This is a genomic window from Streptomyces sp. NPDC005438 (assembly GCF_040606315.1).
Classification (GTDB): Bacteria; Actinomycetota; Actinomycetes; order Streptomycetales; family Streptomycetaceae; genus Streptomyces.
This window is the reverse complement of the sequence record NZ_JBEXEP010000009.1, coordinates 68,539-95,291: the sequence shown is the minus strand read 5'-3', so window position 1 is coordinate 95,291 and position 26,753 is coordinate 68,539. Positions and strand designations below refer to the sequence as shown.

The following is a 26,753-nucleotide window of genomic DNA, read 5'->3' as shown; positions in this document are numbered from 1 at the left end:
TAGGTACGTAGGCTCTGAGCGGGAAGAACGCACTTTTCGGTGAGAGGGGCACCCGATGGAAACCGAGCAGGTCGGGCGCGTGCCCGAGGTCGACGGGGAGAGGGCGCGGGCCCAGGCGCTGGCGCACGAGGTCTTCGTGAGCGTGGCCAACAAGTGGGCCCTGCTGGCCCTCAACGTGCTGGGCGACCGCACCCTGCGGTTCACCGGGCTACGGCGGGAGATGCCGGGCGTCAGCCACAAGATGCTCACCCAGACCCTCCGCCAACTGGAACGGGACGGGCTGGTGCGTCGGACGGTGTACGCCTCGGTGCCGCCGCGTGTGGAGTACCAGCTCACCGAGGCCGGCGGGGCGCTGCGGGACACCGTCAACGGCATGTGCGCCTGGTCCCGCCGGTACCTGGACGAGATCCTCGTTGCTCGCAAGGACTTCGCAGCTCGACAGGACCTCGCAGCTCAAGAGGACCTCGCTGTCGGGGAGGACTCCGCGTCCGGGGAGCGGGACGGGGGGCGGTGACCGACCTCGTACCTCCGCCGGCCGGGTCGGGGGCCACATCCCGGCACCCCGGCACCCCGGGTTCCCGGCGCTCAGCCGCACCCCGGCGCCCCACGCCCCGCGCCTCGGTGCCCCGGCGCCGACCGGCCCGGTTCGATAGCGTCGAGGGGTGACAGCTGCGACCTCCTCCCCGGCCACCGGTCCCGACCCCTCGGCGTCACGCGGTGGCGTGCAGTCCGTCGCCCGAGCGGCGCGACTGCTGTCCGCCGTGGTGGACAGCGGCCCCTCGGGGGCGACGCTCACCGAACTCGCCAAGACCACCGGGCTGAACGTCAGCACGGTGCACCGGCTGCTGAACACGCTCTCGGCGGAGGGGTTGCTGTGCCGCGCGGCCGACCGCGAGCGCTTCCTGCCCGGACCGCTGCTGCTGCGGCTGGGCCGTCAGTCGCTGGCCACCTCCGGGCTGCCCGAAGTGACCGCCGCCCTACGGGAGTTGGCGGACCGTACCGGGGAGACCGCGAGCATCGGGATGCGCCGCGAGGACGGGGTGCTGGTGCTGCTGTCGGTCCAGTCCGACCAGCCGCTGCGCTACCTGGGCGAGCCGGGGCGGGTACTGCCGGCGGACGCCTCCGCCATGGGCCTGGTGTTCGCCGCACTCCCCCCGGAGGACGGCGACAAGGACGGGGCGAAGGAGGCCGCCGGGCACGGCACGGGTGACGGCGCCTCGGAACCGCCCTCCTCACGGTCGTCGGAGGACCTCCCCGAGGAGGGTGAGCGGGCGGCCTGGAACACCCGGGTCGACATCCTCGCGACCGGTTTCCGTGGCTACGCGGTGTACGACGGTGAGGACGGGCTGCGGGGACTCGCCGCCCCGGTGGACAGCGGCTCGGACACCGTACGGCTCGCCGTGGACATCCAGGGGCCGTCCGGGCGGATGGCCGACGAGCGGCTGACCGAACTCGGCGGTGCCCTGTTGGCGACGGCGGAACGACTGCGCGGGCTGCCGGTGTCGTTGACGCTCGGCCGAATGTGACCGAGGTCCCACCGGGCCATGCGACGTCTCCGGCGCTCCGAGGGCACTCGGAGCGCCTTTCCGCGTCGCCCAGCCACGAGGTACCGGACGATCCCCCTCCGCTCCAACACCCGTACCGCGAGGGGCGGTTGAGGGCATAAGGGGCGACCCGCCCCGCCGCACCGGCAGGCCGTTTTCACATTGTGGCAATGCTTGGCGCATCATGAAAATCGACCGTTGACCGGCCGACTCCTCGGACGTAGCCTGAGGCACACGCAAAAGGGGCCGAAGCCACCGCGCCGGTACCCACGACAGCGGCATCCGCGAGGGGAGGGCGACGGCATGGGCAGCGGCGAGACCATCGTGATCTCCCCCAACCACCCCGTGTTCGACCTGCCCGAACTGGTCGCCCTGGAGCACGGCCTCTTCGCCGCCGCCGGTCTGGAGGTGACGGTCGCCGAGGGGTACCCGGTACGCGGGCAGAACCGCCGCGACCCCATCAGCCGCCGCAAGGAGGCCCTGTTCGAGAGTGAGCGGGCCGACCTGTACAACCTCTGCGAGTGGGGCGGCATCGACCGCCTGGAGCGCAACCGCCGTGGCGGCTACCTCGGTTACCTGCGACCGGCCGTGGTGGCACAGGCCCTGGTCAGCTTCGACCCGGAACTCAACGAACCGCACGACCTGGGCGGCGTCCCGGTCGGGGTGAACGAGTTCACCGGCTCCCACTACACCGCGCTGCACCTGCTGGAAGGCACCGTGCCCCGCGAGCGGATCGTGCTGGAGCACACCGGCCCGCCCGCCGAACGGCTGGCCGCCGCCAAGGCCGGCAGGCCCCCCGTGGTGATGCTGATGGAGCCCTTCCTCAGCCTCGCCCTGGAACGCGGCGCGCACCTGCTGGGCACCTACTTCTACCGGGGCAGCCAGGTGATGGCCCCCCAACTCCCCGCCTCCCGACGGGACACCTTCGTCAGCGTGGTCAACGAGGCGGTACGGATCATCAACGCCGACCGGCGGGCGTACGCCGACCGCGTCGTCGCCGAACTCGAAGGGGCACTGCCACCGGAGCGGCTACGGCCGGAGTACCACCGGTACACCACGGCGACCCCGTTCACCCAGCGCCGCTTCACCGAGAGCTACGCCTGGATGCGGTCCTGGCAGCTCACCGACGGCCGGCGCGGCTACGACTCCTTCCTCCAACTCGCCCAGGAGCGCCCCTGATGAGCGAGCGGACGCTGCCCGGCGCGCTGCTGACGCGCCGTCTGCACCTGGACTGCTGCCTGCACCACGGCGGCCTGTGTCCCTCGGCGTCCCCGCGCTGACGGCCACGGCACCACCCCTCTCGTCGTAGCCCCGCGGTTCGGCGCCCCACTTCTCCTCCCCTCCTCCGAGGCGCACCCGCCACGGCTGACCGGAGCGACCCGGAGCCCACCGGCAGCGGGCCGCCACGTCCTCGCCGTTCTCCCTCACCGTCCGCGCGAGACCGCGTGCCCCTCGGCCCGCTCGCCCTCCCTCGACACCGCCCACCGCGTTCCCTCCGTGTGCCCCAACGCGCCGCCCCCCAACGGGCCGCGCGCCCCGGGCCCCACCACCCGGTGGGACGAGTGCGGTTCGACGGCGGGGGACGACGACGTCCCCCGTCCCTCCCCGCCTTCGCCCTCCGTCCCTGGAGAACCCCATGCCAAGCTCACCCGGCACCCGCCGGCCCCTCGACCGCCGTACCGTCCTGCGAACGGGCGGCCTCGGACTCGGACTGCTGGGCCTCGGCCCGCTCCTCGCCGCCTGCGGCGACGCCGACGGCTCCCCCGGCGGGGGCCAGGGCCGGCGGGCCAAGGTCGAGGACACCCAGCCCGGCACCGCGAGCGCGGTGATCCGGCCGATATCCGAGCGCCGGAAACTGATCGGCGACCTGGACCTGACCTACGTCGGCGGCACCGGCCCCGGTGACGTACAGAACAAGCTGCTCTCCGGTGCCCTGGACGTCTCCAGCATGGGGCCGATCGGCGCCGCCGTGGTGGGCGACGCCGGCTCCGACGTGGTCATCTTCTCCACCAGCCTCGCCAACCACGTGGTGTGGCTGGTCCCGGAGAACAGCCCGTACCGGAAGGTCTCGGACCTGCGGGGCAGGAAGGTGGCGACGCCGCCCAAGAACAGCGACGCCTTCCGCTCCGCCCAACTCGCCACCGCCGTGCGCGGCGGCGACTTCGAGAAGGACCACAAGCTCCACCCCGGCGCCGTCCTGGCCGGCCTCGCCCTCTTCGAACGCGGCGACGTGGACGCCATCGTGACCATCGAACCCAACGCCACCCGGCTCGTCGGCAAGGGAGCACGCCAACTCGCCACCGTCAACGAGGAGTGGCAGGAAGGCACCGGCTCCGAACAGCGCCTGTTCCTCAACGGCCAGGGCGCCCGACGCGACTGGGTGGAGAAGAACCGGCAGACCGCGAAGGCCCTGGCCACCCTGCGGCTCTCCGCGCACCGGCACATCCACGACCGCCCCGAGGTGCTCTCCGAACTGCACCGCTACTACGGCATCCCGGCCTCGGAGAAGAAGGCCATCGCGCTGCTGCCCAAGAGGCTGGTGGACGTCTACCCGACCACCTGGGACAAGCGCACCTTCGCCAACATCCGCAAGCAACTCGACGTCGCCGTGGACACCGGGCTGCTGCCCAAGCCGCCCAGGCGGCCGGTCTACCAGGCACTGGACTGAGGAGGGCGAACCGTGAGCGACACCACCCTGCGCACCGCGCGGCCCCCGGACCGGGACGGCCCCACGGTGCCCCGACCGCCGGCCGACACCGGCCGTACACCGACGGCCTCCCCTCCCACCGGTGGCCCTCGGCCGACCTCGTACGCGCGCCGATGGGGCCGCGCCGTCCTGCCGGCCGCCGCGTTCCTCGCGGCGCTGGTCGGCGGCTGGCAGCTGATGGCCCTGCGCCTGGACAGCGTGCTGGTGCCCGACGTGCCCACCGTGTGGGCCACCCTGACCGCCACCGCCTCCGACGGCCACTTCTACGACGCGCTGGGGGTGACCCTGCTCCGGGTGCTGCTGGGCTTCCTGCTGGCCTTCGTGGTGGCGGTCGCCGTCGGGCTGGCCATGGGACGCGTGCCCTTCCTGCGGCGGTTCTTCGAACCGGCCGTGCTCATCGGGCTCACCGTGCCCGGTCTGGTGTGGGCGCTGCTGTGCGTGATGTGGTTCGGCGTCTCCCTGACCAACCCGGTGGTCGCGGTGGCGCTGTCGGCCGCGCCCGCCCTGACCCTCAGCGTGTACCAGGGCACCGTCGCCATCGACAGCGACCTGCGCGAGATGGCGCACGTCTACCGCTTCTCCCGCCGCGACCAACTCCGCCACCTGTGGCTGCCCTCGCTCCAGCCGGCGCTGCTCTCCGGCGCCCGACTGGGCCTGTCCCTGTCCTGGAAGGTGATCGTGCTGGTGGAGATGTTCGGCATGTCCAGCGGCGTCGGCTACGAGCTGAACAACCAGTTCGCCGCGCAGGACGTCGCCGCCGTACTGAGCTGGACCCTGCTGTTCGCGGTGGTGATGGCGGCCCTGGAGTACGGGGTGCTCCAGGGCCTGGAACGACGGCTCGGCCGCTGGCGCAGGGAGGTGGCCGTATGACCGCCCGGGTACGTCTGGAGGCGGTGGACAAGTCCTTCACCAGCACCCGGACCGGCCGTACCGAGACCGTGTTCGCCGGCTTCGACCTCACCGTCCACGAGGGCGAACTGGTCGCCGTGGTCGGGGCGTCGGGCACCGGCAAGAGCACCCTGCTGCACCTGGTCGCCGGACTCCAGCAGCCGGACGGCGGCTCGGTGTCCGACGCCGGGGCGGAGCGGCTGGGCGTGGTCTTCCAGCAACCCCGGCTGCTGGACTGGGTGTCGGTGCGCCGCAACGTCGAACTCGCCCTCACCAGCGCCGGACTGCCGGCGGCGGACGCCACGGCCGCCCTGGAGTCGGTGGGTCTGGACGGCTACGCCGAGCAGTACCCCTCGGTGCTCTCCGGCGGTCAGCGGCAACGGGTGGCGGTGGCCCGTGCCTTCGCCATCCAACCCGAACTCGTGCTGCTGGACGAGCCGTTCAGCGCCCTGGACCAGCTCACCGCGCGCCGACTGCGGCTGCTGCTCCAGGAGTTGTGGACCGCCCGCCCCCGTACCGGGTTGCTGGTCACCCACAACCCGCTGGAGGCCGCGTTCCTCGCCGACCGGGTCCTGGTGCTCGGCGGACGCCCCGCCACCGTCCTCGAGGAGCACGTCATCGACCTCCCCCGTCCCCGCGACCCGGAGGACCCGAGGATCTTCGACTGCCACAGCCGCGTCCTCACCGCGCTCGGCTGACCGGAGAACCTCACCCGCGCCCGTCGGTGGGCGCGGGCACCCACCCATCCCCTCGGGGAAACACCCGTTCCACGAAAGGAGCGTGCCTGATGGCACCCCGCCAGAAGATCACCATGGAGACCCTCTCCCTGGTCTTCTCCCTCCCCCAGCTCGTCGCCAAGGACGAGGGCTACTACGCGGAGGAGGGGCTGGACGTCGACTTCGTGCCCAAGGGCTACGACGCCAACGTCTCCCACGTCGAGGACCACGAACTGATCAGTGCCTTCGGCAGCCGGTCCAACTTCGAGAGCGGCGACGCCTCCCTCTACCGCGCCTGCGAGTGGGGGCAGATCCGCCGCTCCCACGACACCACCGTCGGCGGCCGGGTGGTCGGCAAGCGGGCGGCGGTCGGCAGCCAGGTGCTGTTCGTCCGCCCCGACGCCCCGGAGGTGCACCCGCAGGACCTCGCCGGCAAGGAGGTGGCGGTCAACTTCCACCACGGCTCGCACTACCTCGCCCTCCAGACCCTGGAGGGCTTCCTCCCCCGGGAGGAGATCAAGGTGGTGCACACCGGCGGACCCCAGCAGCGTTTCGAGGAGCTGCGCGACGGGCGGGTCACCGCCGCCGCGCTGATGGAGCCGTGGATCACCGTCGCCCAGAAGCAGGGCTTCCAGCCACTGGCCGAGGCGTTCTACGTCGGCTCCGAGATCGCCTCCCCCGAGGTCTCCCCGGAAACCTACGAGGCGCTCAACCGCGCCGTGGTGAAGGCCGTACGCAAGCTCCGGGAGGACCCCCGCCCCTACCTGCACCACCTCATCGCCGAGGTGCCCGAGGAGATCGACCCCACCCTCTCCCCGGAGGACTTCGCCCTCTGGAGGCTGCGCTTCGTGGACCCCGCGCCCTACCCCGAGGGCCAGTTCCAGCGCACCTACGAGTGGATGGTCAGCTGGGGCCTGATCGAGGAACAGGGCTCGTACAACAGCCTGGTCGACAACCTCATCAGCGCCTGACCCCAGCCGCTCCACCGCCCCGGAAGCGGGCGGCCGGGCCGGGGTGGGGCCGTCGGACCACGGCGGCCCCACCCCGGTACCCCGGTCCACGCCGCGCGCCCGGGCCCACCCACGAGAGGGCGGCACCCGTGCCCCGACACCGCGTCTGGCCGCTGTACGTCGGCGGGTTCCTGGGCCCGTACGGCAGCACCATGGTCACGCCGATGGTCCACGAGGTGGCCGAGGGACTGCGTTCCACCCCCGAGACCGCCGCCACCGCCGTGACCGTCTACATGCTGCCGTTCGCCGCGCTGATGCTGCTGTCCGGCACCCTGGCCGAACGCTGGGGACGCGGCCGGGTGCTCCAACTGGCGCTCGCCGGCTTCGTGGTGGCCACCGCGCTCTGCGCGCTCGCCCCCTCGATGCGCTTCTTCCTCGCCGCGCGGGTCCTCCAGGGCGCCACCAACGCCTTCACCACCCCCCTGATGGTGGCCGCCATCTCCGACCTGGTCCCCTCCCGGCGGCTGGGCCGGGCCCTGGGCTGGTTCGCGGCGGCGCAGGCGGCCGGCCAGGGCGTGAGTCCGGTGATCACCGGAGCCTCGGCCGCCGCGCACTGGCGGCTGGCGTTCCTGGTACCCGGGCTGTGCGCGCTGGTGCTGTGCGCCCTGCCGCCCTCCCGGGAGGCCACCCGGCGTACCGCCGAAAGCCGCGCCTCCTGGCGGGAGTTGGCCAACCGGCGACTGGCGCTGGGCTGCGCCGTCGCCTTCCTGTGCTATCTGGCGGCGGTCGGGCTCACCGTCCTGGCGGTACTGCGCGGGCACGACCGGTTCGGCCTAGGCCCCCTCGAACTCGGCCTGCTCAGCGCGGTGTTCGGCTGCGCCGGGATCGCCGGCGCCTCCCTGGTGGGCCCCGGCATGGCCCGGTGGGGGGTGGCCCCGTTCGGCCTGGTGGCGAACCTCGCCCTGCTGGGCGGGCTGCTCGCCGCCGCCCTCGGTCCCAGCCTCTGGGTGATGGCCCCGGGCATCGCCCTGGTCGGCCTCGCCGTCACCGGCCTGCGTTCGGTGACCAACACGCTGGCGGTCACCAGCGCCCCGGGCAACCGGGCCGGCGCCGCCTCCCTCGCGATGTCCGCCCAGTTCTTCGGCGGTGCCTGCGCGCCCCCGCTGTGGATGGCGACCTACGACCGGTGGGGCGACTGGGGGTTCGCGGCCACCGCCCTGGCACCCCTGGTCGCCCTCGCCGTCCTCACCTCGGTCACCCGCCGGGCCTCCCGGACCTCCCGGGCCTCCGCCCCGGGGCCCGGTGCCCCCGCCTCCGACGGCGTACGGCCCACCAGCCCCTCCGCCCCGACCTGAGGGGCGCGCCGCTCAGGTCGGGGTTGTCCCGCCCACGCGTCCCTCTCTTCGGGTGGGTGGCCGGGGCGGCGGGAAAGGGCGGGAGGGTGTGGGCTGGTCCACGGGCGCGGTGCTAAGCCGCGTCGGGGCGTCCCCGCCCGGGTCGGTCAGCCGGTCCAGACGCCGGTCCACCCCAGCACAGCCAGGGCCACCGCGGTCACCGCGCAGATGGCGACCTTCATCGGGGGCAGCCGGTCCAGCAGCACCACGTCCCAGTTGTCGACGTCGCCGGAGGCCAGCCGTACCACCGGGGACAGGGCACGGCCCAGGGCGAAGCCCACCCCGACGGCGACCGCCGTCACCACCGAGTCGCCGGCCAGCAGCACCCCGAGGGCGAGGACGTAGGGGGCGCTGGCCGACACGTAGGTGCGTACCCCCGTACCGAGTTCGAAGCCGAACTGGAGGGTGCCGCGCATCAGGTCGCGTTGGAGTACGTCCTGGGGGATCTGCCGGGCGTTCTGCGGCATCGGGAACGACAGCACGCCCGCGTCACGCCCCAGGGCGAGCAGGGCCGCCACCACGACCGCCCCGTGCCGCCAGCCCAGGGGCAGCGGCGTCAGCAGACCGGAGAACAGCCACAGCACCATGGCTGACAACAGGGCACCGAGGAGCAGCCCCACGGTGAGTACGGCCAACACGGTGGCCTGTCGATGCAGTGCCCGCCAACCTGGCGTGGCCAGCGCGTAGGCGCTGTTGCGGGTTCAAACGGAGCCGGAGAGCGAGAAGCCGGCCAGACCGCCGGTGATCGCCCAGGTCAGGGTCGGGGAGTACAGGGCCGCGAGGAGGGCCGCCAGGGCCAGCACCGCGGTGGGCACCGCCGGGTCCGTCAGCCGTCGGCGCCAGGCGCCGACGGCCGCGGTGTGCTCCCGGCGGTCCGACATCAGACGGTGCCCGTCATGGTGCGCCAGGTCTCGGGGCCGACGATGCCGTCGGCCTCCAGCTCGTGCCGGGTCTGGAACTTGGTGACGCCGGACTTGGTGGCCGCGCCGAACGCGCCGTCCACGGCGACGTCGTAGCCGTGCTTCTTCAGCATCTCCTGGGCGGCGCGCACCGCGTGGTTGTTGTCGCCGCTGCGGACGGTCACCACCAGCTTGGGCCAGGTGGTGGCGTCGACCGTGCCGGAGTCCTCCAGACCCTTGTCGAGCTGGAACGCCTTGACCTGGGCCTCGGTGTCCGGTCCGAAGACGCCGTCCGCCTCGGTGGCGAAACCGGCCTCGGTGAGCAGGTGTTGGATGGCGGAGGCGTCCGGGCCCTTGGTGCCGGAGGCGATCTTCGGCCAGGTGATGTCACCGGGGCAGCCGCAGTCCGTGGTGTAGCGGCAGATGGAGCGCACCCAGCCGGACTCCGTGCTGCGGTAGCCGTCGTGGCAGCGGCGTTCGATGCCGCAGCCGCAGCTGCCGCAGGGGTCGCTGTAGCGCCACAGCCAGCCGTCGTAGGTGCCCGAGTAGCACTGGTTGGGGCGCAGGGTCCAGTTGACGCCGTCGTTCTTGTGGAAGCCGAGGTGCTCGCCGCTCTCCTCGCAGGCGTCGACGAACACGGTGCTGGGGCCGCAGCCGGGCGAGCAGTCGTGGTCGGCGGCGTACGAGGGGCAGTCGCCGGTCCAGATGTCGTAGCCGTCGGCGTAGGCCTCCCGGGTCACCGAGAAGACGCCCAGGGCGGCGAAGCCCACGGCGGTCGCGGCCTGCACGAACCGGCGTCGGGGCAGGGCGAATCCGGTCGGGCCGCGCATCAGGCTCGCCGACCGGGGGCGGGAGGCGGGAGTCGGGGTGGCCGGGGTACCCGACCGACGCAGCATCGGGACGTCGTCGAGCGAGGGCATCAGGAGCTCCTTACCTGGCCGGGAAGATCGGACTTCAGCAACTCCAGCAGGGCCGAGGCGGAGCCCACCGGCTCCGAACGCCGCACCCTGCCGGTGCGGTCGACGATCACCGCGTACGGGGTCGCCAGGGCGTCGTAGGCCTCGAAGAGGTCGGCGCGGTCCGGGAGGACCGGGACGACCTCGTCGGTGGCGGTGACGGTGGTCTCGGCGTAGACGGCGCGTACCGCGAGCTGTTCGGGGGCCTCGCGCCGTACCCACTCGCCGGCCGCCGCGAGGACGTCCTCGCAGGTGTGGCAGGTGTCGCTGAGGAAGAGGAGTACGGCGTCCTGGTCCTGGCCGGCCAGTTCGTCGATCGCGGGCGCGGGGCGGCCGGGGTCGATGCCCACCTTCCGCGGGGAGGAGGCGCGTCGGGTGCCGCCGGCGCGGGTGAGCTGGTGCACCTGGCGGACCAGCCCGGCGACCACGAAGGCCAGCAGGGCGATCGCGACCCAGGAGACCAGGAGGGCGCTGGTTACGAAGTCCACGGTGCGGCGTCTCCTTCGGCCGGGTGGTGGGCCGGATTGTGCAGCGCGAGGGGCCAGTACCACAGCAGCGCGGTGAACGTGGCCACCGCGAGCAGCACGGTGGCCAGTTCGGCGGGGTCGGTGAGCAGGGGTACGGCGGCCTGGGCCAGGAGGGCCCCGGCGACGGCGAGCAGGGCGTAGGTGAACGCCCGGCCGACCGCCCAGCCGCTGAGCGGCACGTCGGAGCGGGAGCAGCCGCAGGGGCCGCCGCGACCGCTGGCCAGCACGTGGCGCAGGTAGCCGGTGTAGGTGCCGAACAGTGCCGCGCTGGCGGCCATCACCACCGTCACGCCCGTCCGGCTGCCCCCGAACAGGGCGACCAGACCGGCCAGGCCCAGGACGCCCTCGGCCACCGGCACGGCCAAGGTCACCGGGGGCACCGCGCGGCGGGGCAGGGTCCGGTGCTGGCGCAGCGCGTCACGGAGCGCCGACGGGGCGGCCACGTGTGAGGCGAAGCCGGTGAGCAGGCTGCCCAGCACGATGCCGACGGCCACCGGGGCGAGGAAGGTCGTCATGCGGTCAGTCCGCGATGGCCAGGGTGAGCCGTTCGACCAGGTCGGGTACGCGCTCGACCTTGGTACCGGCCAGCGGCACCACGGTCGCCCAGACCTTGGGGTTGGACAGGATGAAGAACGGCTTGCCGTCGGAGAGGGTGTCCCGGTACAGCTCACCGGACTTGACCTGGGCGCCCTTCCACGGGGGGAGTTGGGCGGAGTGCTCGGCGGTCACCTTGGACATCTCGACCAGCCCGAGACCCGGCACCTCCTTGATGACGCTCGCCGGGCGGGCGAAGCGGCTGCCGGTGTCGGCCTGGGGGGTCAGGGTGATGCCCTCGGTGTGCTCGGCGATGTGGAGGGTCCGCAACATGCCGAGCACGTCGCGCAGTTCCAGTCGGTACAGCCGGGTCACCAGGCTGAACCTCTTGCCCTGCCAGACGACCAGCATGGGCTTTTCCACGATCTTCGACTGGGCGTCGTACTCCCGCTTGGCCACGGTACGGAGGGTGCCGCCCTGGAAGGACAGCTCCGAGTCGAACTTCTCGACGCCGAGGGAGCGGGCGATGTTCTCGCCGAGCTGGGCCGGGCCGGCGGTCAGTTCCACCAGCCTGCCGTTGATGGAGACCTCGGCGACGGAGGTGAAGGGCAGCTTGAGGTCGAGCGCGCTTTCCAGACGGTACGCGGTGCCGTCGAGGGCGCGATGGTCGACGGTGGTGGCCGATGCCATAACGTCCCTCCGTTGTCCGGTTGTTGGCGGGAGATTAGTGACGCCGCGAAAGCATTGTCAATGTACAGTCAAAGAATCCGAACAGTCCGGCAACGGGGTCCTCAGGGCCGCACCACCAGCGGAAAGCGGCCGGCCGGACGGATCTCCCCGATGACCGGATGGCCCGGCACCTCCCCCACCAGCAGCAGTCCACCCGAGGTCTGGGCGTCCGCCAGCAGCAGCCTCTCGTGGACGGAGCCCGGCGAGTCGTCGAAGAGCGCGCCGAAGTCCGTGAACGGCGTGATCCAGTCCAGGTTGCGCCGGCTCCCGCCGCTGACGAACCCGTCCTCGACCGCCTTCCGGGCACCGGGGAGGTAGGGCACGGCCGAGGCGTCCACCACGGCGGTCACCCCCGAGGCGCGGGCCAGCTTGTACAGGTGGCCCAGCAGCCCGAACCCGGTCACGTCGGTACCGGACCTCACGCCCCGCTCCACCGCCGCCCGCGAGGCGTCCCGGTTGAGGGTCGCCATCGTCTCGACCGCCTCCGGGAAGACCGAACCGGTCGCCTTGTGACGGGTGTTGAGGACCCCGATCCCCAACGGCTTGGTCAGGGTCAACGGCAGCCCGGGGGTCGCCGCGTCCAGGCGCAGCATCCGGTCGGGGTGGACGACGCCCACCACGGACATGCCGTACTTCGGCTCCGGGTCGTCCACGCTGTGCCCGCCCCCCACGTGGCAGCCCGCCCCGTGGGCGACGTCCCGCCCTCCGCTGAGCACCCGTGCCGCCAGGTCCATGGACAGGGTCTCCCGTGGCCAGCCCAGCAGGTTGACGGCCGTGACCGGGACCCCGCCCATGGCGTACACGTCGGAGAGGGCGTTGGCCGCCGCGATACGGCCCCAGTCGTAGGGGTCGTCGACCACGGGGGTGAAGAAGTCCGCCGTGGTGACCAGTGCCCGTTCCTCGTCCAGCCGGGCCACGGCCGCGTCGTCGCCGCCCCCGTCGAGGCCCACCATCAGCTCCAGGGCGGGGTCGACCGCCGCGCCGTACTGTCCCGACAGGGAGGCCACCAGGTCGTCCAGCTCCCCCGGCGGGATCTTGCAGGCACAGCCTCCCCCGTGGGCCAGCTGGGTCAGACGGGGGGGCTCCTGGGCACGCGGCTCGCTCATGGACGCCGAACCTACCCCTCACCCGGCCCGCGCGGGAGGGGTGGCCGCCCCCGGGGGGGCTCCCCTCCCGGGGCAGGTCAGGGCGCCGGCGTCGGGGAACCTATACTTCCCGGCGGAGGCGGGCAGGTGCCTGGTGGCCCTCACGGTCTTCAACACCGATGTGGCCGGGAACCCCGGTCAGGCGGGTTCGATTCCCGTACGCCTCCGTGGGAGAGCCGATGGACGACCGCAGAAGACGGGTGCCCCGCACCGACGCGGTACTCGCGGACCCCCGGCTGGTCGCCGCCCGCGCACGGCTGGGCGCCCCCCTGGTGCGCGAGGCGGTCCGGGCCGCGCTGGAGCTGGTACGGAACGAGCGGCTGGACCCCGAACTGGCCGCCACCACCGCCCTGTCGCTGCTGCCCCCGACCGCCACCCGGCTGACACCGGTCCTCAACGCCACCGGCGTCGTCGTCCACACCAATCTCGGACGGGCACCGCTGTCCGCCGCCGCCCGGGAGGCCCTGGACGCCGCGGCCGGATGCGCCGACGTGGAGTTCGACCTCGGCACCGGTCGCCGGGGACGGCGGGGCGCCGGCGTCACCGAGGCCCTGGGCGAGGCGGTGCCCGACGCCGGGGCGGTCCACCTCACCAACAACAACGCCGCCGCGCTGACCCTGGTCGCGACCGTGCTCGCCCAGGGCCGGGAGATCATCATCAGCCGAGGCGAACTGGTGGAGATCGGGGACGGGTTCCGCCTCCCCGACCTGCTGGAGTGCACCGGTGCCCGCCTCCGCGAGGTGGGCACCACCAACCGCACCCACCTGGCCGACTACGCCCGCGCCGTCGGCCCGGACACCGCCCTGATCCTCAAGGTGCACCCCTCCAACTTCGCCACCACCGGCTTCGTCTCCTCGGTGGGAGTCCGCGAACTCGCCACCCTGGACGTTCCGGTGGTGTACGACATCGGCTCGGGCCTGCTGCGGCCCCACCCCGTACTGCCGGACGAACCCGACGCCACCTCCGCGCTACGCGCCGGGGCGCACCTGGTGACCGCCAGCGCCGACAAGCTGCTGGGCGGCCCCCAGGCCGGGCTGATCCTCGGCGAGGAGCCGCTGGTGACCCGACTGCGCCGGCACCCCCTGGCCCGGGCGCTGCGGGTGGACAAGCTGGCCCTGGCCGCGCTGGAGGCCACCCTCCGGGGGCCCGCCACCCCCGTGGAACAGGCCCTCACCGCCGACCCGGAACAGCTCCTGGCCCGGGCCGAGGCGCTGGCCGGAACCCTGCGCGACAAGGGGGTGGAGGCCTCCGCCACGGTGACCGGGTCCCGGGTGGGCGGAGGGGGCGCCCCGGACGTGGTGCTGCCCAGCGCGGCGGTACGCCTCGATGCCGGGCTGGCCGCCCCGCTGCGTACCGGCCGCCCCTCGGTGGTGGGGCGGCGGCACGACCAGGGGCTGCTGCTGGACCTGCGGACCGTCGCCCCGGAGGAGGACGACACCCTGCTGCACGCGGTGTTGGCGGCCCGGCACGGCGGCGGGTGACCGGTGTTCGTCATCGCCACGGCGGGCCATGTCGACCACGGCAAGTCGACCCTGTTGCGGGCCCTCACCGGCACCGACCCGGACCGTCTGGCCGAGGAACGGCGGCGGGGTCTCACCCTCGACCTGGGCTTCGTGTGGACCCGCGCGCCCGACGGGACCGCGTGGGCGTTCGTCGACGTACCGGGCCACCAGCGGTTCATCGCCAACACCCTGGCCGGGATCGCGACCGCTCCGGCCGTGCTGTTCGTGGTGGCGGCGGACGAGGGGTGGATGCCCCAGTCGCGGGAACACCTGGACGCGGTCGAGGCGTTCGGGGTGCGCCGGGGGCTGCTGGCGGTGACCCGCGCCGACCTGGCCGACCCGGCTCCGGTGCTCGCCGACGCCCGCGAACGCCTGGCCGGCAGCCGGCTGGGCGCGGTCGACGCGGTCGCGGTCAGCGCCCGTACCGGCGACGGCCTGGAGACGCTGCGGGACCGGTTGCGGGACCTCAGCGCTACGACCCCGCCCCCCGACGACGACGCCCCGGTACGGCTGTGGCTGGACCGGGCGTTCACCGTGGGCGGGGCCGGCACCGTGGTGACCGGCACCCTCACCGCCGGCCGGCTCACCGTCGGGGACCAGCTGGAACTCGCCCCCGAGGGCCGGCCGGTGACCGTACGGGGCTTGCAGTGCCTGGGCGACGACGCCGAGACGGTGACCGCGCCGGCCCGGGTCGCGGTCAACCTGCGGCGTACCCCTCGGGAAGTGGTGAAGCGGGGGCACGCCCTGGTCACCCCCGGCCACTGGTGGCGCACCGACACCGTGGACGTACGGCTGGACGAGGGGGCGTCAGAGTCTTCGGAACCCCCGGGGCCTCCGACGCTTCCAGCCGAACCGCTGGTCCACTGCGGTACCGCGATGACCGGCGCCCGGGTGCGCCCCCTGGGTCCGGGCACCGCGCGGCTGCGGCTGCGGACACCGTGGGACCTGCACCTGGGCGACCGGCTGCTGGTACGGGACCCGGGGTCACGGGCACTGACCGGCGCGGTGGTCCTGGACGTGGCCCCTCCGCCACTGACCCGACGGGGCGCGGCGTCCGCCAGGGCCCGGGAGTTGGCGACCCTGCCGGCGTCCACCGAACTGGCCGTGGTCCTGCGCCGGTTGGGCGTGGCGCACCGGGACGCCCTACGGGCCAGGGGCGTCCACCTGCCCCCGGTGCGGGAGTCGGGCCCGGGTGCGACGGAGCCGGGCGAGGGCCCGGTCGGCGCCCTGGGGTGGCTGGTCGACCCCGACCGGGCGGCCGAACTGCGCGCCAGGCTCGACGAGGCCGTCGACGTCCACGAACGGGAACGGCCCCTCGACCCCGGGCTGCCGGTGACCGAGGCCCAACGCGCGCTGGCCCTGCCGGTTCCCGAACTGGTGGAGGCCCTGGCCCGGGGCCGGCTGCGGGTCCGTGACGGCCGACTGCACCGGCCGGACGGCGAGGGGAGCCTGCCCGCCCCGCTCCGGGAGGCGGTACGACCGCTGTACGAGGACTTCCGGGCCGAGCCGTTCCAGGCGCCGACCGGACAGCGCCTGCGGGAACTCGGCCTGTCCCGACGGACCTTGGCCGCGCTGGTGCGGGAGGGGGCGCTGGCCCGCTACGGGGACGTGCACCTGCCGCCCGACGCGGCGGTACGGGCCGAGGCCCGACTCCGTTCCCTCCCGGGCCCGTTCACGGTGGGCGAGTGCTGTCGTGCCCTGGGGGCCAGCAGGCGGGTGGCCATCCCGCTGCTGGAGCACCTGGACCGCGCGGGAGTGACCCGGCGGGACGCCACCGGCCGCCGTACGGTGCGGGAGCGCTGACGCCCGAGTCCGGGTACCGGCCCGTGACGCGCGTGGTCCACGGGCGCCCACTGGATCAGCGGGTCACCCGTGGACCACGGGGTGTTCGGCCGGCGGGTCACACCGGCGCGTCACGGGGGTGCCGGTGTCAGGCCGCGTAGCCCTTCGGGGGGATGAGGGACGCGAGCTGGTCGAAGGACAGCCAGTAGATCTGGTTGCCGCCGAAGTTGGCCGGGTCGGCGATCAGCACGGTCCTGTTGGCGTCGTCGTAGCCGATGACCGAGAAGTAGTGGTAGATGGTCTGGTCGGACGGGTAGCCGGGGGGCTGGTTACCGGGCGGGGCCACGATGTTGGTGACCAGCGGGTAGTTGTTGTCGATGTCCAGCACGATGTCGCGCCACAGCAGGTCCTTCTGTCCCTGGGTGGGCGGGTCGTTGGGCATCTCCTTGGTCTCGTACCAGCCGGTGCCCAGGTTGGAGTTGAGCACTCCGGTGACCTGGCTGATGTGGTCGGTACCGCCCTCGTGGGTGCCCAGCTGCGCGGCCAGGTCGCCCTGGCTGGGCGGGTTGATCCGCGCGGAGAGGGCGATACGGGTGGCGGCGGGGCCGCACCAGTAACCGGTCTGCTGGACCTGGTAGTCGATCTCCAGCGTCTTGGACGCCTTCGCCTGGGTGCCCTTCACGTGGAAGCGGGTACCGGGCTCGTTCTGGCCACTCACCACGGCGGTGCCGTCGGAGGTGCCGAACTGGGTCACCGACACCGAGGTGGGGGCGGGCTTGCCCTGCGCCACGGCGGGGCTCACCAGGGCGGCGAGAGCGGTGCTGGTGACCACGGCGGTCGCCAGCACGGTGGACATGTGTCTTCTTCTCATGGGGGGTCTCCCATCGGGATGGTGAGGGGGGGGAGGAGACGGCGGGTGGCCGACCAGAGAAGCCACCCGCCCGGTGGGTGGGCCCGGTCAGGGGGTCGGGGACCGTTCCGCACGCGGGGCGCGTGTGGAACGGGGTGTCCTCGACGGTCCGGGCGGGCCCCGGGGGGGTACGGAGGGGGTGACGAAGGAGGAAGCGGTCAGGCCTTGAGCCGGCGGAGGATGCCTTCGAGGTCGCGGCTGAACATCTCCTTGCGGAAGACGTGTCCGCCACCCTCCTCGAACTGCTCGTGGGCGATGCCGGCCTCCTTCAGGCGGTCGCGGAACTCCCGCTGGCCGGCGAGCACCTGGGTCTCGGTGACCCAGTCCGCCCAGTTCACCGGGTCGGGGCTGGTGCCGGCGACCAGGAAGACCCGCTTGCCCTGGTAGCGGGAGACGTTCTCCACGGGGTTGTCGGCGGTGACCCGGGCCTCGTCCCACAGGGGCACCCCGTAGATGCTGCCGCCGGCCAGTTCGGCCGCCGCGGAGGAGACGTTGGCCCAGTGGGTGACCAGGCCGGCGTCGCGGCGGAGGCTGGCGGGGCCGGAGTAGGCGCTGACCGAGGCGAAGTGGCCGTAGTACTTGGCCGCGTACTTCAGGGCGCCGAAGCCACCCATGGAGAAGCCGGCCACCGCCCGTCCGTCGAACTCGGCGTGGGTGGAGAAGTTGGCGTCGATCCACGGCAGCAGCTGCTTGATGTGGAAGGACTCCCAGTTGCGGGGGCCGGAGTTGGAGTGCTTGGGGTTGCTGTACCAACCGGCGGGACCGCCGTCGGGCATCACCACGATGATGGGCTTGCCGGCGGTCAGCTGGCGGATGCCCGCCTTGTCGAAGGACCGGAAGTCCTGGTCCAGGCCGCCCCCGTGGAACAGGTACAGCACGGGGTAGCGCCGTCCGCTGTCGTAGCCGTCGGGGAGGAGGACGTTGACGGCCGGGTCCCAGTCGATCTCGTCGGTGGCGAACCGGTAGTACTTCATCCGGGGGTCGCTCTCCCCCCGGTCGGTGATCCGCAGGCCGAAACCGTCCTCAGCGGCCTGGGCACCGGTCGCCGAGGCCATCACGCCGGCACCGCCGAGCAGGGTCGCGGCGGTGGCGCCTCCCGCGATCTTGAGTACGTTTCGACGGGAAGGACGGGACATGGGCGACTTCTTCAACGCGACCTCCTGGTGGGGTGTGCGGGGAGGGGCAGGGGGTGCGGCACGAGGCCGCTGTCGTCAGGGGCGGGCCCGGGGAGACCCGAGGACTCGGAAGCCTTGGTGCGACAGAGGGAACCGGTCGGCGCGAACACCACGGGCACGGCCGTGGAACCGGCACGTTCGGATTCCGCGTCAGCGCTCCTGTGCTCGCGAGACGGGATGTTAGGTACACGACAGAGCGGAGGGGATCGAGGTTTTCGGTCCTGGTTGAAAAGCCCTTGTGGTGACGGGTACGGGGCGCCACCATCTGCCCATGCCCGGCGTTCTGCGGATCCACTTCAGCGACCGCGACTTCCGGTACGTACAACTGGCGAAGTCCGCGGATCCCATATGGGAGGCCATACTCGGGCTGCACGTCCTCACCACTCCCCCGAGCCGGCTGCCCCGGCACCTCCAGCCCTGGCGACGGGGGGCGGCCGAACGCCTCCAGAGCGAGGACCTCCGGGCCGCCTGCCACCTGCTGAACGACCTCGCCCCGGCCGACGCCCCCTACTTCCCCGACTTCCTGACCCCCGCCGAGTCCGAGGAGGGGATGTCCGCCGCCCTGTGCACCCTGCGGGCCACCTCCGGCGCCCGGCTGGCCCGCGAACTGCGGGAGGCCGCCCGGCACCGTGCCCTACCCCGGTGGACCGGCCAACTCGCCTCGGGCGACCGGGAGTTGCTCAACCGGGTGGCCGACTCCGTACTCCAGATCCACACCCAGCTGGTCGCACCCGACTGGAGCCGTGTCGCCTCCACCGTCGCCGCGGACTCCGAGCGGCGTACGGCCGCCCTGGAGGGCGGCATGGTGGCGCTGCTGGAGGGGCTGCGGCCCTTCGTGTGGCGGGACCCGGTGCTCACCGCGCCCTACCCGGTGGACCTGGACCTGCACCTGAGGGGACGCGGCCTCCGACTGATCCCCTCCTTCTTCTGCCACACCACGCCGATCGCCATCGCCGACCCCAACCTGCCGCCGGTGGTGGTCTACCCGGTCGCCCCCGAGCCCCGGCCGTCCCCGACCGCCACCCAGCGCTCGGAGGCCCTCGCCGCCCTCCTGGGCGCCAGTCGGGCCCGGGTGCTCGCCACGCTCACCGTCACCTCCACCACCGGATCGGTCGCCACCCGCCTGGGCATGACCGCCCCCTCGGTCAGCGGCCACCTCAAGGTGCTCCGGGGCGCCGGCCTGGTCCACAGCCAGCGCAGCGGCGCCCACGTGATCCACCGGCTCACCAGCCGGGGCCACCACCTGCTAGGCCGCTGAGCCCCCGGGAGACGTCAACTCCCGTCGGGGGACGGGGGGTTCGCCCCGTACGGGCCCCCTCGGGCACCGCCCGGGGTCAGGGGCCGACGCGCCGCGAGGGCCACCACACGACGGGGCCCAGGGACCGCACCAGGGCGGGTACCAGCAGCGACCGCACCACCAGGGTGTCCAGCAGTACCCCGAAGGACACGATGAAGGCGATCTGCGCGAGGAAGGCCAGCGGGATGACGTACAGCGCCGCGAAAGTCGCGGCCAGCACCACCCCCGCCGAGGTGATCACCCCGCCCGTGGCGGTGAGCCCTCGGAGGGTGCCGGCCCGGGTGCCGTACGACAGGGCCTCCTCACGGACCCGGGTCATCAGGAAGATGTTGTAGTCCACGCCCAGGGCGACCAGGAACACGAAGCCGTAGAGCGGTACCGAGGCGTCGCTGCCGGTGAGGCCGAAGAGGTGGACGAACACCAGCGACGCGACGCCCAGGGTGGCCGCGTAGTTGAGGGCGACCGTCAGCACCAGCAGCACGGGGGCCACCAAGGACCGCAGCAGCGGAACGAGGACGGCCAGGATCACCAGCAGCACCGTCGGCGCGATCACCGCGCGGTCGTGCGCGGCGGTGCGCTGGGTGTCGTACTGCTGGGCCGTGTAGCCGCCGACCAGGGCGTCCGCTCCCCGGATGTCGTGCGTCCGCTCCCGTAGCCGGACCACCGTGTTCTTCGCCCCGTCACTGTCGGCGCTGTCCCGGAGGGTGACGTCGATCCGCACCCGTCCGTCCACCACCCGGGGTTCGCCCCCACCGGGGCGGCCGGCACGCCCCACGTACGCGGCCGAGGCGACGCCCTCGGTGGCGCGGGCCACCTGGAGGGTCCGCTCGGCGTGGGCCCGCTGGGCCAGTACGACCGTGGGGTTGCCCGACCCTCCGGGGAAGTGCGCGCCGAGCGCCCGCTGTCCGGCCAGCGACGGGGTGTCCCGTACGAAGAGTTCGTCCAGGGGCACCCCCTTCGCGGACAGCGTCGGGGAGAAGGCCGCGCAGGCGAACAGCAACACCAGGGCGGCGGCCCACACCCGCCGTGGCGCCGCGTCCACCAGGGCCGCCACCTTCCGCCACACCCCAGAGCCGGGCACCTCCCCCTCCGGCCGCGCCGCGCCACGTCCACCGTCGTCGCGCGACGTCGTGCCGGACGGGGCGGAGGTCCTCGCCGGCCAGTACGCGGCCCGGCCCAGGAGGACCAGTACGGCGGGCAGGAAGGTCAGGGCGCTCAGCGCGGCGCAGACGATGCCCACGGCGCCGACGGGGCCGAGGGCACGGTTGTTGGTGAGGTCGCTGAGCAGCAGCGCCAGCAGGCCCAGGGCCACGGTGGCGGCACTGGCCGTGATCGCTCCGACGGAGCGGCGCACCGCCGCCCGCCCGGCCTCGAACCGGTCGCCGTGGACGGCGAGTTCCTCACGGAACCGGGCGGTCAGCAGCAGCGCGTAGTCGGTCGCGGCACCGATCACCAGGATCGACAGGATGCCCTGCACCTGCCCGTCGACCCGGACGTGGCCCCGCTCGGCGAGCGCGTACACCACCGCGCAGGCCAGCCCCAGCGCGAAGACCGAACCGAGGATGACCACCAGCGGGAGCAGCACGCTGCGGTAGACCAGCAGCAGGATGAGCAGGACCACTCCCAGGGCGACGCCCAGCAGGATGCCGTCGATACCGGCGAACGCGTCGGACAGGTCGGCCTGCACCACCGCGGGGCCGGCGAGTTCCACCGAGGTGCCCGGGACCCGTTCGGCGGCCTTCCTGATCGCGGCGAGCGCGGTGGGGTAGTCGTCCTGGGCGTCCGCCCGCAGCTGGACGACGGCCTGGAGCGCCCGGCCGTCCCGGGAGGGGAGGGCGGGTGTCACCCGGCCGGTGGTGCCGGGCACCCCGGCGAGGTCGCGCAGGGAGCGGGTGGCCTCGGTGCGCCGGGCGGAACCGACGGTGCCCTCGTCGGCCACCCAGACCACGACGGCCGGCACCGACTCGCCCTTCTCGAAGGCCCGTTGCAGTTCGCTGACCCGGGTGGACTCGGCGCTCCGGGGAAGGAAGGCGGCCTGGTCGTTGGTGGAGACCTCCCCCAGCTTCCCGGCGTACGGGCCCAGCACACCGCCCACGCCGAGCCACACCACCAGCAGTGCCAGGGGGATCAGCCAGCGGGACCGGTTCCGTACGAGGGGCATCGGGTTCTCCAGGCCTGGTTCTGTCGTCCGGGTTCTGAGGGGTGGTCAGCGCGCGGTGGGAGTCGACGCGGTGCCGCGCGGGACGACGACCACGGTTCGCCCCGTACCCCCGGCCGGTCCGTCCACGGCAAGCGCCGTACCGAGCGAGCAGCCCCTCGCGGGGAGGCCGATCGTACGTGCTCCATCGGCGACCGCCCTGGTACGGCACCCGGCCAAGGGGCGCGGAGGTCGGCCCGCGCCGTCCACGCGGGAGCGCCCCCGGGGCGCCGCTCCGTCGGCGCACCGAGCGGAGCGCGACGTGGGCGAGGTGACCGCCCGTCCACGCCGACCGCCCCCACACACACAGGCCGGCCGGGTCCGTCCGGCCGGCCTACACTCGCCGTCGTGGCAGCCACCGAGGCAGTGATCCGCCCGGCGGTCCCGGCCGACCTGGAGGCCGTGGCCGGGATCTTCACGCACTACGTCCGCCACAGCGTCGTCACCTTCGAGGAGACCCCTCCGCCACTGGCCGCCTGGCACCGGCGGTTCGACGACCTCACCGCGCGGGAACTGCCCTTTCTGGTCGCCGAGTTGTCCGGCGAGGTCGTGGGATACGCCTACGCGAGCCCGTGGCGCCCCAAGCCCGCGTACCGGTACACCGTCGAGGACACGGTCTACCTCTCCCCCGGCCGTACCGGCCAGGGCCTGGGCAGCACCCTGCTCCAGACCCTGTTGACCGCCTGCGCCCGGACCGGCGTACGGCAGGTGATCGCCGTCATCGCCGACACCGGTACCGGGACCTCGGTCGCGCTGCACCGCCGCTTCGGGTTCCGTGACGTGGGCCGGCTGGCCGCCGTCGGGCACAAGCACGACCGCTGGATCGACACCGTGCTGATGCAACGGACACTGGAGCCGCGCGGCGACGAGGGCCCGGCCCCGGGTCGGTGACCGGCGGGGCGCGGCCCTGCTCGGCCCCGCAGCCGCCATGCCCCCGGGGGCGCCCACGCCCGTGGGGCGCCGCCCCGGCTCGGGCCGACACCCGAGGCACTTGAAGCGGGGCCCCTTCGTACGGCCCCTCGTACGGCACTTCGTGCGGCGCCTCGTACCACCCGGCCCAGCACTGCCGGTGACCCCGGCCCCGAGGTCGGCCCGCCCGACGGCACCGGACGGCGGAAGTCGCCGCCCGGCACGGCATGGCGGGTGGCGGCCGGACGGGCGCGAGTTGAGCCTGGGCGCATGGGTACCGCGCACACCGCACCGTCAGAACCGGGGCCGCCGTGTCCCGGTGCCGAGGCCACCGCCCCCGACCGAGGGGCCGCCGTCCCCCCGCCGCGCGGTACGGGAACCGGCGTGCCCCGCACGCCTCCTCGGGCCCGGTCCGGTCGGCGAGCGGCCGACCGGTGTCCCCGTGGCCGGGCGCCGTCGCCGCCCCCGGGCGGGACCGGGACCGTACCGTCGTCCACGGCCGCGTCGCGGTCCGGTCGCGGCACGGCCAGCCGGCGGTCCCGGGCGACGACGGCGCCAGGTGCCGCCTCGTGACCCCGCGCGCCACTCCCCGTCCGCACTGGCTGTTCGGCGACCAACTCGGGCCCACGTTCATCGATCCGCGCGGCGACGGGCCGGACCGGGGCGCGCCCCTGGTCATGGTCGAGGCGTCCTCGGTCTTCGCCCGGCGCAGGTTCCACCGTGCCAAGGCGCACCTGGTGCTCTCCGCGATGCGGCACCGCGCGGCCGAACTCGGGGACCGGGTGCGGTACGTACGGGCGCGTACCTACCGCGAGGGGCTGCGGAAGGCGGTCGGCCACCGGGAGGTGACCGTCTGCCACCCGACCTCACGGGCCGCCCTCCGGCTGGTCGACTCGCTGGACCGGGTCACGGTGCTGCCCGCCAGGGGATTCCTGGTCTCCCACGGGGAGTTCGCCTCCTGGGCGGAGGAACGGGGCGGTGACCGGCTCCGGTTGGAGGACTTCTACCGTCGGGTGCGCCGCACCCACGACCTGTTGATGGAGGGCGACTCCCCGGCCGGGGGCCGCTGGAACCTCGACCACGACAACCGCGAACCCCCGCCGCGCGGAGCCACCGCCCTCGACGTACCGGAGCCCTGGTGGCCCGAGGAGGACGAGATCGACCAGGAGGTCCGGCGTGACCTGGACCGCTGGGAGGCGGACGGCACCGCGTCCTTCGTCGGGCGGGACGGTCCCCGGCTGTTTCCGGCGACCCGTCGGGAGGCGTTGGCCGCGCTGAACCGGTTCGTGGGGCACCGGTTGGCGGACTTCGGGCGGTACGAGGACGCGATGCTGGCCGGCGACCCCTGGATGAGCCACAGTCTGCTGTCCGTTCCCCTCAACCTGGGACTGCTGCACCCCGCCGAGTGCGCGGAGCGGGCCGAGTCGGCCTGGCGCGAGGGCGGGGCGCCGCTCAACAGCGTGGAGGGGTTCGTACGCCAGGTCGCCGGCTGGCGGGAGTACGTCTGGCACCTGTACTGGTACTTCGGGGAGAGCTACCGGCACCGCAACGTGCTACGACACCGCAGGCAACTCCCCGACTGGTTCCGGGAGTTGGACGCCGAGGCGGTCACCGCACGGTGCCTGGCCACCACCCTGGCCCAGGTGCGCGACACCGGTTGGACCCACCACATCCCCCGGCTCATGGTGCTGGGCAGCCGGGCGCTCCAGGACGGCTGGGACCCCGAGGCGGTCACCGACTGGTTCCACCGCTGCTTCGTCGACGGCTACGACTGGGTGATGCTGCCGAACGTCGTCGGGATGTCGCAGTACGCCGACGGGGGCCGGATGACGACCAAGCCCTACACCTCGGGCGGCTCCTACATCCGGGGCATGAGCGACCTGTGCCGCCCCTGCGCCTACCGGCCGACCGAGCGTACGGGCGAGCACGCCTGCCCCTACACCACGGGCTACTGGGCCTTCCTCCACCGGCACCGTCGGCGCCTGGAGGGCAACCACCGCATGGCCCGCGCCGTGAAGGGGCTGGACCGGTTGTCCGACCTGGAGGAGTTGCTGGAGCGCCACCGGTCCCGGGGCCAGTCCCCACCCTGACGGCGGGGCGGCCACCTCGGGAGCTACCGCGACCGGGTCGCCCTCCGGGGAACGGCCCGGTCGGCGCTCAGGAGTGGAGGGTGCTCTCCCTGCGTGCCCCGCCCTCCGTGGCCGGGTGGGGAGTGAGGGCGGCGGAGGTGACCTTGACGCCGCCCGGTCGGGGCGACGTGAGCGCGTAGGCGAGGCCGGCGCCGGCGGTGATGAGGATCGCCGCCAGAGGGGTCAGCGAGGCCGCGCCCGTACCGTGACTCTGCGCCAGCTGCCCGGTCAGCGCGGAGGCGGCGGACTGGCCGACGACGATCCCGGTGCTGGCCATGGCCATGGTGGTGGCCGTACGCCCTCGGGGCGCCTCCTGGGCGAGCACGCTGTAGAGGGTGACGAGTACGGGTCCGATGCCCACGCCGAGCACCAGCAGGGCGCCCACCACGGCGGGCAGGGAGCCGGCCAGCGGCAGGGCCACCGCTCCGCCGACCGCGACCCCGGCGAAGGCCAGCCACCGCCAACGCAGCGCGAACCGGGGGGAGAAGGAGCCCGTCAGCAGAGCGAGGGCGGCCGACCCCACGCCCATCACGCCGTACACCAGCCCGGCCTGTTCGGCACGCCCCGACTCGTCCATGAGCGCGGTGAGCGAGGTCAGTACGGAGCCGAACAGGCAGCCGACACCGAGCACCCCGGCCAGGGCGATCACCATGGCGGGACGGAACAGGTCACGGACCGACCCCACCTCGGGCTCGATCGACGCCGGGGCGTCGGCGGCGCGCGCACTGGGGTGCAGCGCGAAGGCGCCCACCGCGACCAGGGTGAGGACGGCCGCGCCCACGACCGGGGCCGCCGCGCCGAGGGTGGCGGCCAGGATGCCGACGATCATCGGTCCGAACACGAAGGTGACCTCGTCCACGGCCGACTCGTACGCCATCGCCCCGTTCATGGCTCGCATCCGGGACGAGGACGGCAGCCGTCGGGTGATCAGGCCGACCAGACGGCTCCGCGACATCGGCGGCACCTGGGGCGTGGTCGCGCCGATCCCGAAGGCGACGGCCAGGACGGCGCTCCCCGGCAGGGGCGAGGCCACGACCCAGGTCATGGCCGCCAGCATGGCGGCGCTGAGGACTCCGGTCAGCAGCAGGACCCGGCGCTGACCGTGGCGGTCGGCCGCCGCCCCGATGAGGGGGCCGAACAGGGCGGTACCCAGTCCGACGGCGGCCGAGGTGGCCCCGCCGAGGGCCAGCGAACCCCGTGCGGCGACGACCAGGGAGAGCACGCCCACGACCATCATGGCGTAGGGGAAGCGGGCGACCAGGGCGAGCGGGAAGTAGGACGGTCCCGCCGCGTCGATCACCTGTCGGGCCGGCGAGGGGGCGGAAGCGGCACGGGCGTCGGACATGGAAAAGGCACCTCCTGGAGCGCACACGGTTTCGGTGCCGCCTTGGGGCGTCCCGGTCGGGACGCGCTGCCAGGTAGATGCACGAAGGACGTCGGCAGGCTACGACACCCCTTCCCGGCGCAGCAAACCGATGTTCGCTGGCGCGACCGTGACCGGGGCGGTGCCACCACCGGACGTGGACGGTGAAGGGCGTACCGAGCTGGCGGTACCGCACGTCGCGGGGGCACTCCGGGCTCACCACGGCGGCGTCTGTGATCTCGGACACCACCCGCCCCGTACTGGGGCGGCGCAGGTGAACGCCCCACGGGCCGGCCCGACCTGGGCCCGGCGGAAGGCCAACCTCCCGGCCGTGGCCGAAGGGCCCTCCCGGCCGGTACCGCGCCCTTCCCCGGTGAGGTTCCGCGCGCCCGCGAGGGGTTCGCGACCGCGTCGGCCCCGCCGAGCTGACCTCCCGACACCGGGTCGTCGTCCGACCCTCGCCCCGGGGGCACCGGCCCTGGTGACCTCACCCGGACCAG

General features: G+C 73.6%; 24 protein-coding genes and 1 tRNA gene. 14 read left to right on the top strand and 11 right to left on the bottom strand.

Features of this window, described 5'->3' with window-relative positions; genetic code table 11:
- Nucleotides 1–55: 55 nt before the first annotated feature.
- From ABZT14_RS19650 to ABZT14_RS19615, 8 genes are all read left to right on the top strand, one after another.
- Entirely contained in the window at nt 56–514 is a 459-nt protein-coding gene (locus tag ABZT14_RS19650) for a helix-turn-helix domain-containing protein (protein ID WP_356304323.1), read from the top strand.
- A gap of 148 nt (nt 515–662) precedes the next feature.
- Nucleotides 663–1,526 (top strand): IclR family transcriptional regulator, encoded by an 864-nt coding sequence (locus tag ABZT14_RS19645; RefSeq protein ID WP_356304320.1) that lies wholly within the window; start codon nt 663–665, stop codon nt 1,524–1,526.
- 321 nt (nt 1,527–1,847) lie between these two features.
- The gene (locus tag ABZT14_RS19640; protein ID WP_356304317.1) at nt 1,848–2,723 is read left to right on the top strand and encodes a nitrate ABC transporter substrate-binding protein; all 876 of its coding nucleotides are present in this window, start codon (nt 1,848–1,850) and stop codon (nt 2,721–2,723) included.
- 457 nt (nt 2,724–3,180) lie between these two features.
- Nucleotides 3,181–4,212, top strand: a complete 1,032-nt coding sequence (locus ABZT14_RS19635) for a PhnD/SsuA/transferrin family substrate-binding protein (protein WP_356304314.1) — start codon at nt 3,181–3,183, stop codon at nt 4,210–4,212.
- Between the two features lie 12 nt (nt 4,213–4,224).
- Nucleotides 4,225–5,121, top strand: coding sequence for an ABC transporter permease subunit (locus ABZT14_RS19630; RefSeq protein WP_356304312.1), 897 nt, complete (start codon nt 4,225–4,227; stop codon nt 5,119–5,121).
- Complete coding sequence (locus ABZT14_RS19625; protein WP_356304309.1) at nt 5,118–5,837, top strand: ABC transporter ATP-binding protein; 720 nt, start codon at nt 5,118–5,120, stop codon at nt 5,835–5,837. Before ABZT14_RS19630 ends, ABZT14_RS19625 begins: the two co-directional genes overlap by 4 nt.
- 89 nt (nt 5,838–5,926) lie before the next feature.
- The gene (locus tag ABZT14_RS19620) at nt 5,927–6,826 is read left to right on the top strand and encodes an ABC transporter substrate-binding protein (RefSeq protein ID WP_356304306.1); all 900 of its coding nucleotides are present in this window, start codon (nt 5,927–5,929) and stop codon (nt 6,824–6,826) included.
- A 128-nt stretch (nt 6,827–6,954) separates the two neighbouring features.
- On the top strand, nt 6,955–8,160 hold the full coding sequence (locus tag ABZT14_RS19615) for an MFS transporter (RefSeq protein ID WP_356304303.1): 1,206 nt from the start codon (nt 6,955–6,957) through the stop codon (nt 8,158–8,160).
- 146 nt (nt 8,161–8,306) lie between these two features.
- Here ABZT14_RS19615 and ABZT14_RS19610 read toward each other — a convergent pair whose 3' ends face one another.
- The 7 genes from ABZT14_RS19610 to selD all read right to left on the bottom strand — a co-directional run bounded on the left by ABZT14_RS19610 (nt 8,307) and on the right by selD (nt 12,950).
- Nucleotides 8,307–8,837, bottom strand: coding sequence for a hypothetical protein (locus ABZT14_RS19610; RefSeq protein ID WP_356304300.1), 531 nt, complete (start codon nt 8,835–8,837; stop codon nt 8,307–8,309).
- A gap of 63 nt (nt 8,838–8,900) precedes the next feature.
- Nucleotides 8,901–9,080, bottom strand: coding sequence for a hypothetical protein (locus tag ABZT14_RS19605; RefSeq protein WP_356304297.1), 180 nt, complete (start codon nt 9,078–9,080; stop codon nt 8,901–8,903).
- Entirely contained in the window at nt 9,080–10,018 is a 939-nt protein-coding gene (locus ABZT14_RS19600; RefSeq protein ID WP_356304295.1) for a peptidoglycan-binding protein, read from the bottom strand. Before ABZT14_RS19600 ends, ABZT14_RS19605 begins: the two co-directional genes overlap by 1 nt.
- Nucleotides 10,018–10,542, bottom strand: coding sequence for a hypothetical protein (locus ABZT14_RS19595; RefSeq protein WP_356304293.1), 525 nt, complete (start codon nt 10,540–10,542; stop codon nt 10,018–10,020). Before ABZT14_RS19595 ends, ABZT14_RS19600 begins: the two co-directional genes overlap by 1 nt.
- A complete protein-coding gene (locus ABZT14_RS19590) occupies nt 10,530–11,096 on the bottom strand; it encodes a MauE/DoxX family redox-associated membrane protein (protein WP_356304291.1) in 567 nt (188 codons plus the stop codon). The genes ABZT14_RS19595 and ABZT14_RS19590 overlap by 13 nt, the downstream gene beginning before the upstream one ends.
- 4 nt (nt 11,097–11,100) lie before the next feature.
- Nucleotides 11,101–11,805: a hypothetical protein gene (locus ABZT14_RS19585; protein ID WP_356304289.1), complete on the bottom strand. Its 705-nt coding sequence runs from the start codon at nt 11,803–11,805 to the stop codon at nt 11,101–11,103.
- 101 nt (nt 11,806–11,906) lie between these two features.
- The gene (gene selD / locus ABZT14_RS19580) at nt 11,907–12,950 is read right to left on the bottom strand and encodes a selenide, water dikinase SelD (protein WP_356304286.1); all 1,044 of its coding nucleotides are present in this window, start codon (nt 12,948–12,950) and stop codon (nt 11,907–11,909) included.
- 114 nt (nt 12,951–13,064) lie between these two features.
- On the opposite strand from selD, the gene ABZT14_RS19575 reads away from it, so the two are divergent.
- From ABZT14_RS19575 to selB, 3 genes are all read left to right on the top strand, one after another.
- Nucleotides 13,065–13,157, top strand: a tRNA-Sec gene (locus ABZT14_RS19575).
- An 11-nt stretch (nt 13,158–13,168) separates the two neighbouring features.
- Nucleotides 13,169–14,470 carry an L-seryl-tRNA(Sec) selenium transferase gene (gene selA / locus ABZT14_RS19570; RefSeq protein WP_356304283.1) on the top strand — a complete coding sequence of 434 codons (1,302 nt, stop codon included), beginning with the start codon at nt 13,169–13,171 and terminating at the stop codon, nt 14,468–14,470.
- Between the two features lie 3 nt (nt 14,471–14,473).
- Nucleotides 14,474–16,294, top strand: coding sequence for a selenocysteine-specific translation elongation factor (selB, locus tag ABZT14_RS19565; RefSeq protein ID WP_356304279.1), 1,821 nt, complete (start codon nt 14,474–14,476; stop codon nt 16,292–16,294).
- 127 nt (nt 16,295–16,421) lie between these two features.
- Here the strand turns inward: selB and ABZT14_RS19560 are convergent, their stop codons facing one another.
- Nucleotides 16,422–17,144 (bottom strand): C39 family peptidase, encoded by a 723-nt coding sequence (locus tag ABZT14_RS19560; RefSeq protein WP_356304276.1) that lies wholly within the window; start codon nt 17,142–17,144, stop codon nt 16,422–16,424.
- A gap of 197 nt (nt 17,145–17,341) precedes the next feature.
- Entirely contained in the window at nt 17,342–18,319 is a 978-nt protein-coding gene (locus ABZT14_RS19555; protein WP_356304273.1) for an alpha/beta hydrolase-fold protein, read from the bottom strand.
- A gap of 310 nt (nt 18,320–18,629) precedes the next feature.
- Here ABZT14_RS19555 and ABZT14_RS19550 point away from each other — a divergent pair, with 310 nt between their 5' ends.
- Nucleotides 18,630–19,616: an ArsR family transcriptional regulator gene (locus ABZT14_RS19550; RefSeq protein ID WP_356304270.1), complete on the top strand. Its 987-nt coding sequence runs from the start codon at nt 18,630–18,632 to the stop codon at nt 19,614–19,616.
- A gap of 76 nt (nt 19,617–19,692) precedes the next feature.
- Here the strand turns inward: ABZT14_RS19550 and ABZT14_RS19545 are convergent, their stop codons facing one another.
- Nucleotides 19,693–21,816 carry an MMPL family transporter gene (locus tag ABZT14_RS19545; protein WP_356304267.1) on the bottom strand — a complete coding sequence of 708 codons (2,124 nt, stop codon included), beginning with the start codon at nt 21,814–21,816 and terminating at the stop codon, nt 19,693–19,695.
- A 384-nt stretch (nt 21,817–22,200) separates the two neighbouring features.
- Between ABZT14_RS19545 and ABZT14_RS19540 the strand changes: the two genes are divergently transcribed.
- Together ABZT14_RS19540 and ABZT14_RS19535 are read left to right on the top strand one after the other, a co-directional pair.
- Nucleotides 22,201–22,743 (top strand): N-acetyltransferase family protein, encoded by a 543-nt coding sequence (locus ABZT14_RS19540; RefSeq protein ID WP_356304264.1) that lies wholly within the window; start codon nt 22,201–22,203, stop codon nt 22,741–22,743.
- A 587-nt stretch (nt 22,744–23,330) separates the two neighbouring features.
- Nucleotides 23,331–24,851: a cryptochrome/photolyase family protein gene (locus ABZT14_RS19535; protein WP_356304261.1), complete on the top strand. Its 1,521-nt coding sequence runs from the start codon at nt 23,331–23,333 to the stop codon at nt 24,849–24,851.
- A gap of 67 nt (nt 24,852–24,918) precedes the next feature.
- Here ABZT14_RS19535 and ABZT14_RS19530 read toward each other — a convergent pair whose 3' ends face one another.
- Nucleotides 24,919–26,235: an MFS transporter gene (locus ABZT14_RS19530; protein ID WP_356304258.1), complete on the bottom strand. Its 1,317-nt coding sequence runs from the start codon at nt 26,233–26,235 to the stop codon at nt 24,919–24,921.
- Nucleotides 26,236–26,753 lie beyond the last annotated feature (518 nt).